The organism is Paenibacillus contaminans (assembly GCF_003285015.1).
Classification (GTDB): domain Bacteria; phylum Bacillota; class Bacilli; order Paenibacillales; family NBRC-103111; genus Paenibacillus_V; species Paenibacillus_V contaminans.
Genome location: NZ_QMFB01000030.1, coordinates 56,394 through 76,370, shown reverse-complemented (window position 1 = coordinate 76,370; position 19,977 = coordinate 56,394). Strand labels below are relative to the sequence as shown.

Here is a 19,977-nt window from a genome sequence, read left to right as displayed (position 1 = left end):
GGCTATTCTTGTCCTTACCGCCATTGTTCTGCACGGGAAGGAAGGTAATGAAAAAAAGGCGGTAATAGGATTTTATCTGGAGACATAATGAGGAAAAGGTTACTATTCGTTGCGCAAAACTCACTATTTCTATTCGAAAATCCGTGTAATAGTGAGATAGTGAGGCAAACGCAATTATCAGTGAGGCAAACGAAATTGATCGTAACGTTTGCCTCACTATGTGGCGGGAACGATCATTTTAGCGGTGAAATAATAAGGATAGCCTCATGAACAATAAGCTTTTCCCCACTAAGCGCACGCTCTGCGCATAACCATTTCGATATCCGGGTTTGCTTCGTAACCAGCTCTTCATTAATCCCCTAGTTTAAGACTTGATCCCGTATTAAGCCGTTATGGATCAGCCACGAGGTCTTGTGGTGCAGCGTTGTATCACACAGTTGATTTTGAGCTTCTTTATCACTCAATATCATCCTGTAAAATACCTGTATTAATTTTCTTGTCTATGTTAATATACATGTTAAATACAGGTATTATTTTAACTTAAGCGTTTACAAATTCTATACCGAAAGGCGGTGCGCGGCTCATTCAAGAAAGCGGATGTAGAATCGGTGAGGAAGATCGAGCCGATCAGAACCGATCATTTTTATTATGGAGGGGTAAACGTGTTAAAGCGAAAAGCAATCATTTTATGGTTATGTTTGAGTATGCTGATGCTTTCATTCGGGCAAATGCCGAGCGGATATGCAGACGGAGCGGAACAACCGGAAGGCGCCGGATTGGCGAATGCGGGCTTTGAAGCGGCCGGTTCGCCGGGCAGCGTTCCCGGCTGGACGCAAATTATCGGTCAGGGGAAAAACGTCAGTTATACGGTCGATTCCGCCGTTTATCATGGAGGAGCCCAAAGCTTGAAGCTGATCGACAATGACACCGTAAATTTAACGGTGGAGAGCGTTAAGGTTCCGGTAACGGCAGGCGAGCTTTATAAAGCGGAGTCGAGCTGGTACATAACAAGCGGAGCGGCTCAGCTTCAGATCCGCTATTACGACGCTTCGGGAACGCGAGTCGGACTGTTCGAGCATGATCCGAATTTTACATCCGAGCCCAAAAACGTTTGGCAAACGCTTTCCGTACAAGCGGCAGCTCCGTCCGGAGCGGCGTTTCTAACGGTCGTTTTATCCACAGGCAAAAATACAAAAGGAACGATGTACGCAGACGACATCAAGCTGAGCCGCGTACTGCCCGTCGCCAACCCGGGCTTCGAGGACGTTCAAACCGGTCAGGACGTGCCCGGCTGGACCCAGTTTGATCGTGCCGGCAAAAGCGGCACTGTTACGACGGATACTTACGCTGCAGCCGGAAGCGGCAGCTTAAAGATTGACGATCAGGACACAACGAGCGATTTTGGCGTTGAAAGCGTCAAAATGGCCGTGTACGGCGGGAGTCAGCTCCGGGCTTCCGCTCAGTTAAACATTCAGGGAGGGCTTGTTCAGCTCCAAATCCGTTACTATGACAGCGCGGGCAAGCTTATACCGGGTTCCATTTCCGTCAACGATCCGAACTATACGAGCGGACCGATCGGCGAATGGCAGACGATTGCTTTTCAAGCGCAAGCTCCCGCTGGAGCGGAAAAGGCTTCCATCGTGCTGGTTAGCGGCAAAACGAAAAAAGGCTTCAGCTATTGGGATGACATCCGTTTGGAGGAGATCATGACGGAAAGACAAACGGTTCCGAATCCCGATCCCAGCCCGAGTCCGAGTTCTAGCCCAAGCCCGAGCTCAAGCCCAAGCCCAAGTCCAAGTCCAAGTCCAACACCTGCCGGGAACGCGAATTTGCTTAATGCAAGCTTCGAGCAGCCGCTGACAGAAGGGAAAATTCCCGGCTGGAAAGTCAACGCGGGTTCGCCCGGGTTGAGCGCCGATACGGCAGCCGCCGGGAGCCAAAGCTTGCTCATTCACAATGTGAATACGACGGGCGGCGGCATCAACATGGAAAGCGATCCGATCGATGTGGAAGAGGGGGCGGCTTATCGTCTCTCCGCGCAAGCATACCTGGAAATCGGAAATCTCGAAGGGCTGTACGCGTATGTTTACGATGCCGACGGCAAGCTGATCAAAAGCCAAGACGGCAAAGATTTTCAAGCGTATTTGTCCTTGTTGGCGACTAAGGCGCCTATAGGCAAGTGGGCATATATCGAGACTAAGCTCACCGTTCCGTCAGGCGGTAAAAAGCTGAAGATATCGATTATTCAATCCAATAAAAAAGATTACCGGTATTATCTCGACGATTTGAGCGTTTTGCGGACGCTTTCCAATGAGGACATGGAAAAACCGCTCGCAGACGGCGTTATCCCCGGCTGGAAAAAGTTCGCTGCAAGCGACGCCTCCAGCTTCTCCATAACAAACCAACGGGCCTTCGGCGGCAACAATAGCTTGAAATTCGTCAATACGCCCGGCGCTTACCTCAATGTAGTGAGCGATATGATTCCGGTCGAGCCCGGAGCGGTTTATACCGCACTATCCAAAACGTACATTCAAACGGGCTCGTCCGGTATGTACGTCCGTTTTTTCGATGCGAACCGGGCCTATATCGGCAAGCAAAATTGGAGCATCGTAGCTTCGCCGACCGATACATGGTTCGATCAGTTCGTCAAATTTACGGTGCCCGAAGAAGCGAGGTTCGCAGCCGTCATGTACGCGGGAAGCAACAACAGGGTGTACGAATACTACGTCGATGACGTTCGCATTTTGCGCGGCGATCATGAGGTAAAGGAAGTAGAGACGCCTGACAATTCGATCGTCAAAATCGGCGAAGATTTAGGCGTACAGATTCAGAAGGCGACCTTGATGCGCGGCGCTTACGGCAAAGACGGCCAAGGACGCGACGTGATCTACTCGGTGGCGGTCGGCGCACCGGCGATGTTTACGATCATCGATATAGCGACGGAAAAGGTGCTCAAAAGCTATCCGATGCCGGACGTGACCGGGGCTTGGTCCGTAACGACGTCGAGCGACGGCTCCGTTTATTTGGGCGGATACAATAAAGGCCTGCTTTACCGCTATATTCCGCAAACCGACGAGCTGATCAACCTCGGCCATCCGCTGCAGACGATGGACAGCGTGCTTTATCCGATGGCAAGCGGCAAGGATGGCATCATGTACGGCTCGACGTATCCGACCGCCGTGTTATACGAATATAATCCGGCGACAAACGCGTTCAAAAACTACGGGACGATGTCGTTCGGCTCCAGCGGCGAAAGATGGACTCGCGTTGTCGTCTATGACGAACAGACGCATAAAATCTATGCGGGTGTGGGCAATACGCCACGTCTTTTGGAATACGATCTGGCGACCGGAAATAAGCGGGACCTGCTGCCGGCGAAGTTCAACAATATCATCGCGGTTTACGATTTGAATCTGGCCGGCGGCAAGCTGTTTGCGCGTAAGGAAGCGAATAACGCGAACGAATATTTCGTCATCGACGTAGAGTCAGGCCAGCTGGTCGAAGTGACGAACGGAGACACGGGAGCGAAAGCCGATGTGTTTACGAACGTTTCCCGAGGCGTTTCGCCCGTATCGCCTGTCGCGAACAAAATCTATTTCGCGGGGCTCGGCGGCGAGCTGTTCGAATACGATCTCGATACGAACGTATACCGTTCGCTCGGCGCTTCGATCGAAGGAGCGGCGATCTCGTATTCGTTCGTCGAGCTGCATGAGGAAGGCTTCCCGGGTTACAGTCTGGTCGGCCTGTCCGGAAACGACGGGAAGCTCTATAAGTACAATTTGACGACCGGGGCCGTTCGGGTTACGGATGTGAAGGTGCCGGCCGAGCCCGTCATGATTCACGACATCCTGCAAGGACCGGACGGCAGCATTTATACGGCGGGTTATCTGCAAGGAAATCTCGGCAAGTATACGCCGTCAAGCGGGGAAAATCGTTATTTTAACGGCATCGGCCAGGGTGAAGGAATGGCTGCGACATCGGATAAACTGTTCATCGGCGCTTATCCGGATGCCAAAATATACGAATACGACTTGAACGAACCGTGGAACAGGTCGAATCCGGAGCTGCTGAATCCGAAGCCGATTTTCAGCATGACCTATAATCCGAATATTCCGGGATACACCTTGCAGGACCGGCCCTTTGCCGTAGAGACGGCCGAAGAGCTGAATAAATTGTTTGTCGGCACGGTCCCGAAAAACAGCTTGCTCGGCGGCGCTTTGGCGGTTTACGATTACGCGCAAAGAGGCGAGCCGGACATTTATTGGAATATCGTGCCGGATCAGAGCATCCTGTCGCTTGTATACAAAGACGGCTTGCTCTACGGCGGGACTTCGATTCACGGAGGCCAGGGCGGAACGCCGAAGGCGGCCGAAGCAAAGCTGTTCGTGTGGGACGTCGCTAAAGGGGAGAAGGTGTTCGAGATCGTTCCGGTTAAAGGCGGCCAGGCGATCACAGCTCTCCATCTCGGTCCGGACGGCAACATTTGGGGATTATCGAACGGCGCGCTGTTCATTTTCGACCCGGCTACCTGCGAAGTCGTTTACAGCAAGAACGAATTTCCGGACGCAAGCGGCAGATGGATCGACGGCTCCATGACGACGGGAACGGATGGCAACGTTTATGCGACGGTTGCAGGGAGATTTTTCAAAATCAATGCCGCGACGAAAGCCGTTACCGTATTGGCGACGGAAGCCCGTAAGGTGGCGCAGGACGATTTTGGCCGGTTTTATCTATATGCCAATCCCGAAGGGCCTAATTTATACCGCTATACGATTCCCGAGCTTGTGCTGGGCCTGGCAGGCGCGGAATTGACCGCATCGTCTACGGAACTGAAGGCTGGGGAACAAACGGAGCTGTCGATAAAAGGATTGCTGGAGAAAGGGCGGACGACGCGCGATATGTCGGGAGCGCAAGTGACGTATTCGGTTAGCGGCACGGGCGCGGTATCGATCGAGGACGGCAAGCTGTCGGCGGTACGCGCGGGAGAAGCGCAAATCACTGCTTCGGTAACGCTGAACGGCGCAACCGTGCAATCCAATACGTTAACCGTTCGAGTAGCTGCGGAAGCAAGCGCAGCTTTGTCCGGATTGACGGTCAGCACCGGAAGCCTGAGTCCGGATTTCCAACCGGATGAGCTGCAATATGCGGTTCGTGCCGTTCACGAAACGGAAAACATAACGGTTACGGCTATTGCCGCCGACGTGGGAGCATCAATTACTGTGAACAGGCAGTCCGTGCCAAGCGGCGGCATTTCTCAGTCGATTGCGCTCCGTGAAGGAACGAACGAGATCAGTATAGTCGTATCGGCTGCGGACGGATTAACGACCAGGGGGTACAAGGTAACGGTAATCAGAGAGGAGGCTTCCGAGCCGACGCCGACACCATCGCCGACACCGACGCCGACGCCGACACCGACAACATCGCCGACGCCGACAACATCGCCGACACCGACGCCGACACCGACACAATCACCAACACAATCGTCATCGCCAAACGCCTCCGCGGCGCCGTCGCAGTCGCCTAAGCCGGAGACGAATACTGAAGTCGTCGTCAACGGAAAAGCGCAGACCGATCTGGCGGCGATAAGTAAGGAAGCCGATGACCAAGGACGCGAGGTCGTGAGCATCCGGCTGAATCCGGCTAAGTTGGCTGCTTATCTGCAAACGGCAGAGGATCGCTCCACTTTCGTTATAGAGGCGGAGGCAGCTGACCGAATGATTGGGGAGCTGACAGGCGAATCCGTCAAGCAAATGGATGAACACGAAGTGGTGCTGGAGATCCGAACGGCTATCGCCGCCTACAGGCTGCCGATGACGCTTGCCGGGATCGGGGAAATCGCGTCACGCTTGGGCGCAGATGCGTCGCTGGACGAGATCCGCATTCGCATCGAAGTCGCAGCCGGCTCCAACCAGAGCGTTCAAGCGCTGGAAAACGCGGCGGGCGAGGCCGGTGTCCTGTTGGCTGCGCCTCCGGTCGAGTTTACGCTGACGGCGGAATTTGACGGCCGGACCGTTACCATCGACAGCTTTACCGGTTACGTAGAAAGGGAGCTTCGCATTCCGGCCGATAACGATCCGTCCCGCATCGCTACGGCGGTCGTTCTGGAGCCGAACGGCAGCTTGCGGCATGTGCCTACGCGAGTCGTCCAAAGGGACGGCGTTTGGTACGCAGTCGTTCGCAGTATGACGAACAGCGTTTATGCGTTGATTTATAACGAGGTCGCATTCGCAGACACCGCATCGCATTGGTCGCAGGCATCGGTTCATGCGCTCGCTTCCCGCCTTATTCTGCAAGGGGAGCCGAACGGGTTGTTCGCGCCCGACCGCGCCATGACGCGCGCCGAGCTCGCAGCCGCGTTATTGCGGACGCTCGGATTGCCTGAACGGATGGCAGCCGCTCCCGGTTCGTTCGCCGATGTTGCATCAAACAGTTGGTATGCGGATACGGTTGCCCAAGCCGCAAGCTTCGGCTTGCTTGAGGGTTACGAGGACGGAACGTTCCGTCCGGAAAGCCTCGTCACTCGAGCCGAAGCGTTCGTCGTGCTGCAGCGTGCGTTTGCATTTGCCGACATGAATGAGAACGCTCCGGATATGGAACGGCTATCCGCGTTCAGCGATGCGTCGAGCTTACCGGAATGGGCGGCAGCATCCGCCGCCGCTCTTGCCGCGGCAGGCTTGCTGGAAGGCGACGACGCCTCTAGGCTAATCCCGGAGCGTCATGTTTCCCGTGCGGAGGGTGCGTCGATGTTAAGGCGTTTGCTCGAGCGCGTGCAAGCCGGCAAGGAGTAGCTTTTTCAGCTGCAAGTCCAAGCTCGGACAAGAAGGCCCGGATGTATTCCGGGTCTTCGGATATTAGAAGAGACTCGCTTCGTTCGTGGACGAAGGGAGGAAACAAGCCGGATAACGGCTGGCATACAATGTTGACAGCATGTTTGTATACCTGTAGTATACAAGTGTGTTAAAGTGAAAAAAAACTAGCATAAATGACTACTGGACAGGAGAGTGGCGAACATGAAAATGGCGCGTGTTGCGCTTTTACTTGATACGATTGCAGCTGAACGCCGCTGGAAATACGGGGTCGATGTATTTGAAGCTTATGTCGGGGAGATGCTGAAAAGCTCCGGCATTCCGTACAGTGAAATCCATACCGCGGAAAAATTGTCCGAGCAAGGATATGATGTCGTAATCGCAGCGTTGTCCGAGGAGAGCGAGGAGTCGATCGGACAGCTCTTGCAGTATGCCGAGCAAGGGGGAACGCTGATCTCGAGCGGCGGATTGAACCGGATGGCCGGGAGGCTGTCCTGCCGGGAAATAGCGGGAGAAGCCGGTTATGCGGAAATCCCCGAATACGCGGGAGAGCCGCTGCGTTATTTAAAAGCGAAGCCGTGGCTGCCGGTTTCCGCCGATGGGGCTCATGCCGTTAAAGGTGCCGGACAACTGCACCGTCATACGCGTGAAGGGGAACCGCTCGCGCCCGCGATACTTGAGATTTCGGTCGGCAAAGGCAAAGTCATCCGCTGGAACGTCGATATTCCGTATACGATCGTCGGTTTTCAGCAAGGGACGGGACCGGTTGTCGAGGACGGCATACCGGCGCCGGACGGAACGGGCAGCTTGGACGAAGGCATTTTGAAGGCGGACGACCGCTGCGAAATGGATTGGGAGCTTGACCGGAAACGGACGGAAACGGGTTATCCGTACTACGCGTATCCGTACGCGGATTGGTGGAGGGATGCATGGGTAAGCGTCCTGCTGAAAGCGGTCGTCGCCAAAAACATGACGCTTCCGTTCGTCGATTATTGGCCGGACGGGGTCGAGCGGGTTGCGATGATCTCGCATGACAGCGATGTGAATGCGGACGAATCCGCGTACGAAACGCTTTCGGTGCTGAAGGAATGCGATGTCCGTTCCACATGGTGCATGATCGAGCCGGGCTATTCGCCGGACGTCTACGAGCAGGTCAAAGCCGAAGGCCACGAGCTGGCTTTTCATTATAACGCATTACATTTGGATAAAGGGTTTTGGGCACAGACAGAGTTCGAACGTCAGCTTGCTTTTATCCGCGAGAAAACAGGCGTGCCGATCGTGTCGAATAAGAATCACTATACCCGCGTGGAGGGCTGGGGCGAGCTGTTCGAATGGTGCGAGCGGAACGGCATACGGAGCGACCAAACCCGCGGACCGAGCAAAAAGGGCAACGTCGGCTTCTTATTCGGAACATGCCGTCCGTATTATCCGATCGCAAGATTCGATGACCGCAACAGGCTATACAACGTGCTTGAAATCGGCTTTTTGACCCAGGATTTGGAGCATCCTTCTCTTCCCGATACGAGCGTCATAACGCCGTTTTTGGAAACGGCAGCCGGCGTTCGGGGCGGCGTCGCCCATTTCTTGTTCCACCAATATCATATATTGAACCAGGCGCATGTAGCCGATGCGCTGCGCGAGGTTGTCGGCAGCGCGCGCAAGCGGAATTTTACGTTCTGGACTGGCGAGCAAATATTCCGCTGGGAAGAGTCGAGAAGAGCCGTCTCCATCCTGCCTGACGAAAGCGAAGGTTATCGGATTGAGCGCGCCCAGCCGGGAACGGTCGTATGGGTGCCGGTTCCCGATGGTGCCAAGGCGACGAAGGAAACGAACCTCTTGTTCGGCGTAACCTGCGAACGGCACGCCGTCACAGCAGAAGCGAGCGTATAACGGAGCGCTTGGCGGCTGTAGCGGACGGCTGCGACAACGAAAAAAGCGGCAGCGGAAACATGCGAAAGGTAGGGGAATAGCCGGGCAATGCGTCAACAGGGCGCTCCGCATGACTTTTGCCTCCCGGACATGGTATACTTGTAAATTATTGAAATGTATAGGGGCGGTATAAGTGCTTGGGAGACGAAACGAATTTAAAGAGCGTTACGACCAATTCCATAAGCAGCTTCGAGACGAAATTGTCAGCGGTCAGCTCAAGCCCGGAGAATTTATTTTGCCCGAAAATACGCTAAGCGAGAAATATAACTTAAGCCGCGTTTCGATTCGCAAAGTGCTGGCCGATCTGGTCGATGAAGGGCTGATCGAGAAAATTGCCGGCAAGGGCAATCGCGTTGTTATCCCCGAGGGGGAGCTGCCTGTTGAAACGCTTCATATTGCCTGGTTTTCCGGTTCATACGAGATCGAGATCGTACGCAGGATCATACGTTTGTTCGAGGAACGCCATCCGTTCGTGCGTATTGAGCTTTCGGTGCTTTCGGTCGACGATTACACCGAGACTCTGATCCGGCTGATCGAGCAAGATCAAGGGCCGGATGTATTTATGATGTCGGAATCGCATTACCGCGCGTGGGTCCAAAGCGGCCGGACGGATATGCTTGCCGGTTACGTTCCTCCTCATTTGAATCCCGAAAGCACGAGTTATGCGGAAGTATTCGCGCTTTTTGCTCACGATGGCCGTATGCTTGCAGCGCCGTTCGTATTTTCGCCGGTCGTGATATGTTATAACCAAACGATTATGCAAAATAAAGGAATGGATCAGCCTATCATCGAAAGCTGGGACGATCTGCTTGAAATCGCCCTTCGCTGCACGGGAACGCCGAATGCGGACGGGATTGTCGAGCAGTACGGGTTTTGCTTCTCGTCGTCGATCAACCGGTGGCCGGTGTTCCTGATGCAAAACGGCGGGCAAATCATTTCCCCCGAAAACGGGCGCAGCACATTATCGCTGCCGAGCAACGTCGAAGCGTTGGAGTATTGCGTTCAGCTTATGTATAAGCATCAGGTTTCGCCTATATTTACGCACGGAAGCAATCACTTGGCGGAAAGCTTGTTTGTCAAAGAACGCATCGCCATGATTATGACCACGTATTACTTTATGAACGAATTTCGCGACCATCCGATACAATGGGATGTGCTCCCGACATCGCAAAATACGCTGCTCCTTGGGGGCGGCCTTGCGATTAACGGCATGAGCTCCAAGACCGAGCTGGCGCAGAGGGTCGTCGATTTTATGACGGGCGAGGAAGCGCAAAAGCTGTTGAAGCAGCAAGGCTGCACGATACCTGCCCTTCGCTCCGTCGCAGAGGATACCGGCCTGTATAACCCGGAGGTGCATCCGCCGCATTACCATCGGTTTATGGACGTGCTGCCCAAGGCGAAGCCGCTTACGAGCCTCGGACTGATGCAAAACGGGATCAATATGCTGTACGACGAGCTGAACCTGCTGTGGGCTAACATGGAAAGTCCGGAAAATGCCTGCAAACGAATAGAAGTTTTATTGAATGAAACGAATCCATAAAACCGGAAGGGGTGCCGCCTCAACCGGTTTTTTTTAATGTCTGAAAGTATATCCTCCGCTGATTGTTCGATTTCGCGGTAATCGCGCCAGTCCTTTAAAGGACTGGCGCAGCCGTTTAGCCTTGTGATGAGCGAACGAAACGAGGGCGACAACGGGGGACGGGGACGTTAGGGAAAAAAGGAAGACGCTGCGCCTTACTCCTGCCAGGCATTCGAATGGGAACTTAATGTTATGCATCGTTACATTAGGAGGACTCCCTAACTCCAATTGTTCTGGATTGGATTAAGTGTTGAAAATTAATCGTCATATATTTCATAAACGATAAACATATAATCCAACTTTTGAACACAGGGTTCATTCACATTGCGAATTTGCTTTGATAAAATCATAAACAACAAGAGCGAAAGGACAGCGGAAAATAAAAGACATCTGAAGTTTATATCCTTATATGGATATAAATAGCGCAATGTAAACGCTTTATGTTTGATCGTTTGCTCCAAGCGCTTCAAGCCGCATTTTGCGCAAGATTTCTGTGTGTTCCAATTATTATGAATATAAAATCCAATACAACGATGTTATTTTACATGACATTGGTATTTGACGACGGCAAAAACATCAATCGCCATAGTCGGGATATGTATTGGCAGAGACTAAGGGGGGCTTGTTTTGAACGTGCTTGAGAAAGAAACCTCTGCGGTGATGGCTGCGGCCGTACCGGGGAAAAAATCCTTTTTTCGGAAGCGCATATGGAACGAACGCTATATGTATTTGCTTGTGCTGCCGGGACTGCTTTATTTCATCGTCTATCGCTATATTCCGCTGCTTGGCTCGGTAATCGCTTTTCAGGATTACAGCCCGTTCTCCGGATTTCTGCACAGCGAATGGGTGGGATGGCGCCATTTTGCCAAAATATTCGAAGATCAGGAAGTCATCCGCGTCTTGTATAACACGCTGTTCATTTCGTTCATGCAAATATTGTTCGTTTTTCCCGCGCCGATCCTGCTTTCTCTGATGCTGAACGAAGTCAGGGGCCGGGCATTCAAAAGAATCGTGCAATCCGTCGTTTATTTGCCGCACTTTTTGTCCTGGGTCGTCGTCATCAGTATCGTTACGGCGCTGCTCCGAAATGCGGGTGTTATCAATCAGCTCCTCCATTTGCTTTTCGGCATGGAGCCGATTCCTTTCCTGACAAGCACGGACATGTTCGTACCGTTAGTCGTTTTCGAGGTCATCTGGAAGGAAACGGGCTGGGGCACGATCATTTTTCTCGCCGCTTTGGCCAGCATCAATCCGGAGCTTTACGAAGCGGCCGTCATGGACGGAGCCGGGCGTTTCCGCAGAATTTGGCATATTACGCTTCCGGCATTAAAAAGCACGATCGTTATCCTCCTGATCATGCGGCTTGGCAGCGTTCTCGATACGGGCTTCGAGCAAATCTTCCTCATGTTGAATCCGTTCAACAAAGAGGTTGGCGACGTCCTTGACACTTTCGTTTATTACAAGGGGATTCAGCAATCCGACTTCAGCTTTGCGACCGCCGTCGGCCTGTTTAAAGGAGTTGTCGGTCTCATCCTGGTCGTAACGGCGAACTATTTCGTGAAGAAGATGGGCGAAGACGGGCTTTACTAGAAAGAGGATCGTCAGGCGCTTTCAGATTACAGGCAAAGGGGATCGTAGCAATGAAACATCGAACATGGGCCGAAAAGATAGGAGATTCGATCAACGTTTTGCTTCTCGTTGTCGTGGCCGTCATTATGATTTTTCCTATCCTATATATATTTTCCGTATCGTTCTCTTCTCCTAAAGATATCATGACGAAATCGTTTATTTTGTGGCCGACCAACTGGGATGCCGGCGCTTACACGTACATCATCGAATCGCCGTCTTTCCTGCGATCTCTGATATATACAGTCTATATCACGGTTCTCGGCACATTTACGAACCTGTTTTTCACCTCAACGATGGCTTACGCACTGACGAGGCCGATCGTCGGGCAGAAGACGATGGTATTTATGGTTTTGTTCTCGATGCTGTTCGGAGCGGGGCTCATTCCGTCGTATCTGATTGTTAAAGAAACGGGCTTGCTCGATTCGATCTGGGCGCTCATCATACCGGGCGCGATCAGCTCGTACAATTTGATCATCATCCGGCAGTTTTTCTACAACATCCCGCAGGAGCTTACGGAGGCGGCGATCATCGACGGTGCGACGGGCCTGCAAATATTCCGGAAGATCGTGCTCCCGCTTTCGAAGCCCGCTCTCGCGGCTTTCGGCTTGTTTTATGCGGTAGGACACTGGAACAACTATTTCAGCGCCATCCTTTACATCAACGATCCGGCCAAATGGCCGATCCAAGCGATCCTGCGGCAAATCGTCATCGTAAACCAGCCGGCTTCAGCCTTAAACGGGGATAAAGTCAGACAGTTGATGGAGAACCCGCCGCCGATGGAATCGGTGCAGATGGCTGCGATTTTGGTTGCGACGCTGCCGATTTTGCTGGTGTACCCTTTCCTGCAAAAGCATTTCGCCAAAGGCGTACTGTTAGGCTCGGTTAAAGGCTAGCGCGTTTATTCGGAGAATTGACGGTACCGGCGTTCGCCTGCCAATCGGCGGCGTTCGGCGAGCAGCATTCGATTGAAAGGGGTGATGCCGACTTTTGGACAGCTGCTTTTTGTTCAACGAAAAGGAAGCGTTTAGGGCAGCGAAGCCGTTTATCCTTCCAATGTAAGGGCTTATGGGGTATTGCCAAATATTTTTAAAATGGGGGAAATTCCAATGACAACAAGTTTGAAAAAAGTGTCGGCCTTCGCGCTTTCGGCTGTCATGCTCTCCGGGGTAGTAGCTTGCTCTTCCACGAAAGAACCGGAAACGAAAGCTTCGGATAAGCCGGCCAGCAGCAGTCCGGGCGCAAGTCCGGAGGCGACGGGCTCCGCAGGCAAAAAAATCGCGATTTCGTCGATGACCTTTACGTACGGCAATCCGTCCCCGGTTGACGGCCAAGGCTTAAAAATGGTCAATGAAAAATTCAATGTGGATCTTAAGCCTTCGATCATTCCGTATGCCGACTACCAGCAAAAGCTGGCCGCTACGGTCGCTTCCGGCTCCATTCCCGATGTGGTCATGATCGAGGATCCGTCGCAAGGCTTCTATAAATGGGCGAAGCAAGGCGCGTTTCTTGATTTGAAAGAGTATATCGACAAATACGAATCGTTAAAACGCGTACCGAAGGAAATATGGGATGCGGTTACGGTTGACGGCAAAATCATCGGGATTCCGCGATATTATCCCGCGATCTACAACGATCAGATTATGATCCGCAAAGACTGGCTGGATAATCTGGGCCTGAAGGAACCGACCAATTTCGAAGAGCTGAAGCAAGTGGCTATCGCTTTCACGAAGAACGATCCCGATAAGAACGGCAAGGACGATACGTACGGCATGGTCATGTCCGCTAACTTATGGCCGTATTATAACGCATCCGCCTACTACACGGGCACGGCCTGGTATCATAAAAACAGCGACGGCCAAATCATTCCCGGTTATATCGCTCCTGCGCGCAAAGAATACATTTCATTCCTGACCGACGTCTATAAAGCCGGCGCGATGACCAAAGACTTCCCAGTCATTAAAAATGTCGTCGATTCCGCCAAAGATTTCTGGACGAGCAAGGCCGGCATTTACCGGATCTCGGCTAGAGGCATGAGCGAGACCGATATGAAATCGCTTACCGACGCGGCTCCGGGCGCCAAAGTCATTCCGATTCCGCCTTTCAAAGGAGCGGACGGCTCGCAAGGTCATGTCGCGCAAGCGGGCTACTACGGCATCACCACCCTGAGCGCCAAGCTGAAGGGCGACAAGGACAAAATCGAACGCATTTTGCAAATGCTCGACTTTGGCCGCCAGTTTTACGCGCTTGACCAGCGTAACGATTCCAACAAAGATTACGACTGGCTGTACGGCTTGAAGGGGCAAGGCTACCAGATTACGGACGGAAAAGTGACGCCGTCAAAGCCGGAGGAAGGCAAAGCGCCGGTCAATTACTTGGTCGATATCGTGGGTTGGCCGAAGCAGGATGCGGATAACCAATATTCGAAAATTTACATTGCTCCTCAACTGAAGGAAGCGATTGAAATCGTCGAAAAATACGATGGAACCTACAAACATTTCGTCGATCCGACGTTCCGCGTTTTTGTCGAGTCGCTCAGCACGAAATATCCCGAAATCGTCCAGAAGCACATCGACGAAGAAGTCAAAATTGTCGTAGGCGAGCGTCCATTGTCCGATTGGGATAAGCTGCCGCAAGAGTTTATGAACAAAGGTGGTGCCGAGATCGTGAAAGAAGTGAATGAAGCGATTAAAGCGGCCGGCTTCGATCCGCTTTCTTGGAAATAGAAACTAGAGCCTAGACGAACGATAAAACCCTTCGATCACCCCTGTGCGGGATGGATTGAAGGGTTTTTCCAAGTTGGAGGCTTTAGGGCCGGCGGGGAGAGCCGCAATTCCGGCTTCGGGCGTACATGCCGGGGCCGGGTCACGGGAGCACCTTTGCTATCCGATGTTACCGTGGGGGCATGAGCCGGTCTTTCTTCAATACTTAGTCGTCTTTTTCCGGTACGATAACGCCGATTCGCCCGTGTATTTTTTGAACAGCCTAGAAAAGTACGTGATATCCTCGATGCCGAGCATTAAAGCGATCTCCTGGATTTGCAGCGAAGTATGGTTCAGCAGCTTTTTGGCTTCGGCTATTTTCAGGCGGTGTATATATTCGTTCAAGGAATAGCCGGTGTAATGGTGAACGATTCTCCTCAAAGTCGAACGCGAAACGTGGTTCCGCTCCCACACCTCCTGCTCGTTCCACTCCTGGTAAAGGTGATTGGAGAGATCCTCCAGAATGCGCAGGGCCAAATCCTGTTTGATCGTATAGCGGTCGGCGGCGCTGTTGATGAAATGGGTTTGTGCAAGATCGTACACCAGCGATTCCAGCAAAAATGCGGCACGATCGGCGTTATCCGGCACACCGCTTTCCAAATACGCTCCAATGGCGCCCATTTTGTGGGACCAAAGCGGATCGCTGCCCACCTCCATTACGCTTTCGGTTGCGAAGATGCCGCTGTCGATCCATTCCTGAACGCGCATGCCTTCGAAGCATACGTACTGCTCGTCCCAATCCTCGCCGGGATAAGGGCCGTAATTAAACTTGGTGTCCGGCCATTCCCAGAACAGGTTTCCGGCCTTCAGCTCCTGCACGGGTCCGCCTTCGATCTGATAGGTGCCCCTGCCTCTTGAAATGTATGTGAATGACCAAAAGTCGTTTTGATTGCCTTTCATCTTGACGGTTCTGCCCGGTAAATGGCCGTATTGCAGCACGGTCAAGCTTTTAACCTTCAATTTAGCGCGATCGACCTTCAGATCCACAATTTGAATAGGCTGCGGACTGATCACATAATCCAAAAACGTGGCCATGAAGCCTCATGCCTCCCGTATACGTCGAATGTTTTACCTTGCGATTACGAGCTTTTGTTGCCGAAAGCCGAGAGGATGCCGGAAAGCTGTGCCGGAGAAATAGATGTTGATTATATAATCCAAACACATGGCTATAGAAAGCATACCCTCCCATCGCAATCGCTGATATTGTGAAAGTGACCGATTGCTATTACTATAAACCAACCTTTCGATTTGCGCTACGGAGGAAAACAGGATGATTGACAAAACCGATCGGAGTTCGGAAAAGGTCCAGACGCAAGGCGAACTTCCGCTTCCCGTATCGGTGAGCATGCAGGGGAAACGCAAAGGGAGCCGTTTTGGGCGTGCCTGAGTAAACCGTTTTATCGCGGATGTAGAACAAACTTTTGACATGATCATTTGCTTAAGGAGTGAGTTATGATGACGACTAATCAATCGAATAAGCTTGTAAAAGGCATCGCTTACCACGGTAACAGAATATTGCGGCATGTAGAAACCGATCTTCGCGACATCGTCAATCATCATTTCAACCTGGTCGTCCATATGTTTTCGCATACGGACTGGGATCGTCACCGCAGCATCATGAAGGAAATCGTGCAAATGACCGAAGATCACGGCTTGGATGTTTGGATCGACAACTGGGGGCTTGGCGGACCTCCGGGGGATAAATCGCATTTCTTGGCCTATTACCCGGACAGCCACCAGGTTTATTCGGACGGCACGGTCGACCCGGTCAGGGCATGCTTGAACAGCCCGCATTTCCGCAGCTTTACGAAGGAATGGATCGACGTCGTGCAGGATATCGGCGGGAAAAGCATTTTTTGGGACGAGCCGCATTTGGCCGCCAAATCGATGGAGAACGGCAAGCCGAAGGTGTGGACTTGTTACTGCGAACGGTGCAAAGCGTTATTCCGCGAGCGTTACGGAAAACCGATGCCGGCAACGTTCGACGAGCAGGTGGAACAATTCCGCATCTGGTCCGTCGTCGATTATTTCCGAGAGGTTACGGCGCACAGCCATCAAAAGCAGATGGAAAATATCGTCTGCGTCATGCTCGGAGGCTCATACGGGATCAATCTCGACTCCATCGAAGCGATTTGCAGCCTCGATTCGCTGAGCAATATCGGCTCCGATCCGTACTGGAGCCATTACCCGGAAGCTCACCCATACGATTTCGTCTACGAAAGAACCAAACGGAATCTGGAGGTTTGCGAGAAGTTCAACAAAGACCACAACATTTGGATACAGGGCTACGGCACGCACAAAGGAAGGGAAGAAGAAATCATTTGGGCGACCGACGCAGCCTATGATGCTGGAGCGCGGAACATTCTCGTATGGGGCTTCCGCGGTTCCGAATCCAATGACTATCGGGCTCATTATCCGGACATGACGTGGAATGCGATCGGAGAAGCGATGCGCCGAATCTCCGACAGGCATCGCGATGAAATCAGACGGCAAAGGCTCGCCGGATTGAAGTAGTGAGAATGCGCCGGGGACGGCAGCGATGCTGTTGTCCTTCGGCGTCTTTTTGCGTCAGAAAGTATATCGTGGAAAAGGCTCTAAACCTACGGTAAACGCCGGCGTCAAAGACGCCGATAAGCGTTTATTCTTGTTCGTTTGGGGGGGAGGGGAGAGCCAAGGTTATGTTCGCTTATCGAGCAGCCGATCCGAGCAGGTTAGGCGGAGATCAATCGCAGGTTTCCCATGAGGCAGCCGTTGTATTAGAATGATCGTAAAGGAGCTGATTGAAGCGTGAAAAATGAGATCATAACAAGATTTACTTCCTACGTGCAGGTGGATACCCAATCGGATGACGGCAGCCAAACTTGTCCGACTACGCCCGGGCAGCTGACGCTTGGCCGCATGCTTGTCGAAGAACTGAAGGAAATCGGCATGGAAGACGTGACGATGGACGAGCACGGTTATGTCATGGCGACGCTTCCCGCCAATACGGACAAGCCCGTGCCGACGATCGGCTTTCTAGCGCACATCGATACGGCGACCGATTTCACGGGCGCGAACGTCAAGCCGCAGATCGTGGAGCGATACGACGGCAAGGACATTATTTTGAACGAAGGGATGCAAATCATCTTGTCTCCGCGGGACTTTCCGGAGCTGGCCGGATACGAAGGGCATACGCTGATCACGACGGACGGCACGACGCTGCTGGGGGCCGACGATAAAGCTGGGATGGCCGAGATCATGACCGCAATGGCCTATTTGATCCGGCATCCGGAAATCAAGCGCGGGAAAGTGAGAGTGGCGTTCACCCCCGATGAAGAAATCGGAAGAGGCCCGCACCGCTTCGACGTGGCGGCTTTTCAAGCAAGCTGCGCCTACACGATGGACGGAGGAGCGCTCGGCGAGCTGCAATACGAGAGCTTTAACGCGGCTGCCGCACGTATAACATGCAAAGGGAAAATCGTGCATCCCGGCTCCGCCAAAGGAAAAATGGTGAATGCCGCCAAGATCGCGATGGAAATCAACGGCAGACTGCCGATCGGCGAAGCGCCCGAGTTTACCGAAGGGTATGAAGGCTTTTATCATCTTCAGTCCGTTCACGGCGATGTGGAAGAGACGAAGCTGCAGTATCTCATCCGGGATTTCGACCGCGAACGGTTCGAGGCGAGAAAAGCGGAGCTGATTCGTATCGTCGAGGAGCTGAGAGCAGTTTACGGAGAAGAACGGATCAGCCTGGAAATACGCGATCAATATTTCAATATGCGGGAGCGAATCGAGCCTGTTATGGAAATCGTCGATATCGCCCATCAGGCCATGACGAACTTGGGCATCGAACCGATCGTACGGCCGATCCGCGGCGGTACCGACGGCTCCCAGTTGTCCTATATGGGACTGCCGACGCCTAATATTTTTACGGGCAGCGAGAACGCTCACGGTCGTTACGAATATGTCTCGGTCGATACGATGCTCAAGGCGGTTGAAGTGATCGTAGAGATCGTCCGGCTTTTCGAACGGAAGGCGGAAGCGTAAGGAAGCTGAATTAATCCGAAGCTCTGGCGGTTTTTGCCGCGCAGCTTTTGTTATCCCTCGCTCTTTCAATCGTCGCGGCTTATGCCGCTCTTTATGCCCAGTCCGCCAGCAGGGTGGAGAAGCGGGCTAATAAAAGAAGCTGTCCGACGAGGTCTTCATGACCGAAGGACAGCTTTTTCGTTTTGAAAATAGCCGTTGCAAATGGGCTTTTTCGGACTGGAGGATAGAAAAGTACGACGCACTCGATACCAATTGGGCGGAATCGGACTGCAGCGCACGGAAGCGGCGAACAGGGATGTGAGGTTGGGATTCCATCCTCCGTCTTTTCCAAAAGTGTTTTTAATTCAACAGAAATCGCGAGCGTCCCAAAGGACAGTTTATCCTTGGCGGCTGAAAAAATTCAAAAGCGCTTCTTTGACTTGTTCCCTCGGTTCAAAGACGTCATGCCCCGCCTGATGAACCCGAACGATCTCGGGATTGTAGTTAAGATATGCGTTTATTTGTTCGTCGTTAAGCAGTGAACCAGGTTCCATTCCTTTAAGGATCAACATTTTCCCTTGGATATTGTCTAGCGCCGGCGTAAGATCGTAATCGGCGGATTCGAGCTGAAGCCTGACGGGAAAGTCTTTTGAGTATCTTTTTTGGATTACACCCGCTTTTTCAACATAATAGGTTTCTTTGCCGGCCTCGAACGCTTCTCTGCTTAATAGCTCGGAGGAAGCCAGCACGTTATATAAACTTTCCCAAGAGTCATATAGCTTGTATGCGTTCACCATACTTTTAGCCCAATCTTCGTTGAACTTCGTATAATGTGCCGGGTAGTCGCCGATGACAAGTCCTTGAACGCTGTCGGGATTTCGCAAAGCGTATTGCAACGCGTAAGCCGTACCTCTTGAATAGGCTATAAAGTGGGCTTTACTTATTCCTAGACGAATCATTACAGCCTCAATATCGGATGCCATATGCTGTAATGAAAACCCGGCTTCCGGCAAACCGCTATCCCCGCACCCTCTAAAGTCAATGGCAACCACATGTCTTGGCTTCTCAAGTTTCGCGGAAGACAACTCGTCCCCGACCCACTTGTACATCCTTGCATTGGAGAGATTGCCATGTAAACAAATGACGGGGAGCCGATCGCTTGCCGTCTGCGGCTTCCATTCCAAAAAATGAAGCTGGAATCCGCCTTCTCTTTCTATGAAATTGCTCTTCATGACCATCTCATCCTCCCTTGCATTACTTTACCTAATTA

General features: G+C 52.4%; 10 protein-coding genes. 8 read left to right on the top strand and 2 right to left on the bottom strand.

What is annotated here, in order from left to right:
- The first annotated feature begins 662 nt into the window (after positions 1-662).
- The 6 genes from DQG23_RS33490 (at position 663) to DQG23_RS33460 (ending at position 14,666) form a co-directional block, all read left to right on the top strand.
- Positions 663-6,788 carry an S-layer homology domain-containing protein gene (locus DQG23_RS33490; protein ID WP_146762436.1) on the top strand — a complete coding sequence of 2,042 codons (6,126 nt, stop codon included), beginning with the start codon at positions 663-665 and terminating at the stop codon, positions 6,786-6,788.
- 222 nt (positions 6,789-7,010) lie between these two features.
- A complete protein-coding gene (locus tag DQG23_RS33485) occupies positions 7,011-8,696 on the top strand; it encodes a hypothetical protein (RefSeq protein ID WP_113035392.1) in 1,686 nt (561 codons plus the stop codon).
- Positions 8,697-8,868: 172 nt separating this feature from the next.
- On the top strand, positions 8,869-10,275 hold the full coding sequence (locus tag DQG23_RS33480; RefSeq protein ID WP_113035391.1) for an extracellular solute-binding protein: 1,407 nt from the start codon (positions 8,869-8,871) through the stop codon (positions 10,273-10,275).
- Positions 10,276-10,941: 666 nt separating this feature from the next.
- The gene (locus tag DQG23_RS33470; protein ID WP_420330265.1) at positions 10,942-11,904 is read left to right on the top strand and encodes an ABC transporter permease; all 963 of its coding nucleotides are present in this window, start codon (positions 10,942-10,944) and stop codon (positions 11,902-11,904) included.
- Between the two features lie 50 nt (positions 11,905-11,954).
- Positions 11,955-12,836: a carbohydrate ABC transporter permease gene (locus tag DQG23_RS33465; RefSeq protein WP_113035389.1), complete on the top strand. Its 882-nt coding sequence runs from the start codon at positions 11,955-11,957 to the stop codon at positions 12,834-12,836.
- A gap of 213 nt (positions 12,837-13,049) precedes the next feature.
- Positions 13,050-14,666, top strand: coding sequence for an extracellular solute-binding protein (locus tag DQG23_RS33460; protein ID WP_158560827.1), 1,617 nt, complete (start codon positions 13,050-13,052; stop codon positions 14,664-14,666).
- A gap of 195 nt (positions 14,667-14,861) precedes the next feature.
- Here DQG23_RS33460 and DQG23_RS33455 read toward each other — a convergent pair whose 3' ends face one another.
- On the bottom strand, positions 14,862-15,737 hold the full coding sequence (locus DQG23_RS33455; RefSeq protein WP_113035387.1) for an AraC family transcriptional regulator: 876 nt from the start codon (positions 15,735-15,737) through the stop codon (positions 14,862-14,864).
- Positions 15,738-16,157: 420 nt separating this feature from the next.
- Between DQG23_RS33455 and DQG23_RS33450 the strand changes: the two genes are divergently transcribed.
- The gene (locus DQG23_RS33450; RefSeq protein WP_113035386.1) at positions 16,158-17,216 is read left to right on the top strand and encodes an alpha-amylase family protein; all 1,059 of its coding nucleotides are present in this window, start codon (positions 16,158-16,160) and stop codon (positions 17,214-17,216) included.
- Positions 17,217-17,489: 273 nt separating this feature from the next.
- The gene (gene pepT, locus DQG23_RS33445) at positions 17,490-18,728 is read left to right on the top strand and encodes a peptidase T (protein WP_113035385.1); all 1,239 of its coding nucleotides are present in this window, start codon (positions 17,490-17,492) and stop codon (positions 18,726-18,728) included.
- Between the two features lie 377 nt (positions 18,729-19,105).
- On the opposite strand, the gene DQG23_RS33440 is transcribed toward pepT, so the two are convergent.
- Positions 19,106-19,939 carry an alpha/beta fold hydrolase gene (locus DQG23_RS33440; protein WP_158560826.1) on the bottom strand — a complete coding sequence of 278 codons (834 nt, stop codon included), beginning with the start codon at positions 19,937-19,939 and terminating at the stop codon, positions 19,106-19,108.
- Positions 19,940-19,977 lie beyond the last annotated feature (38 nt).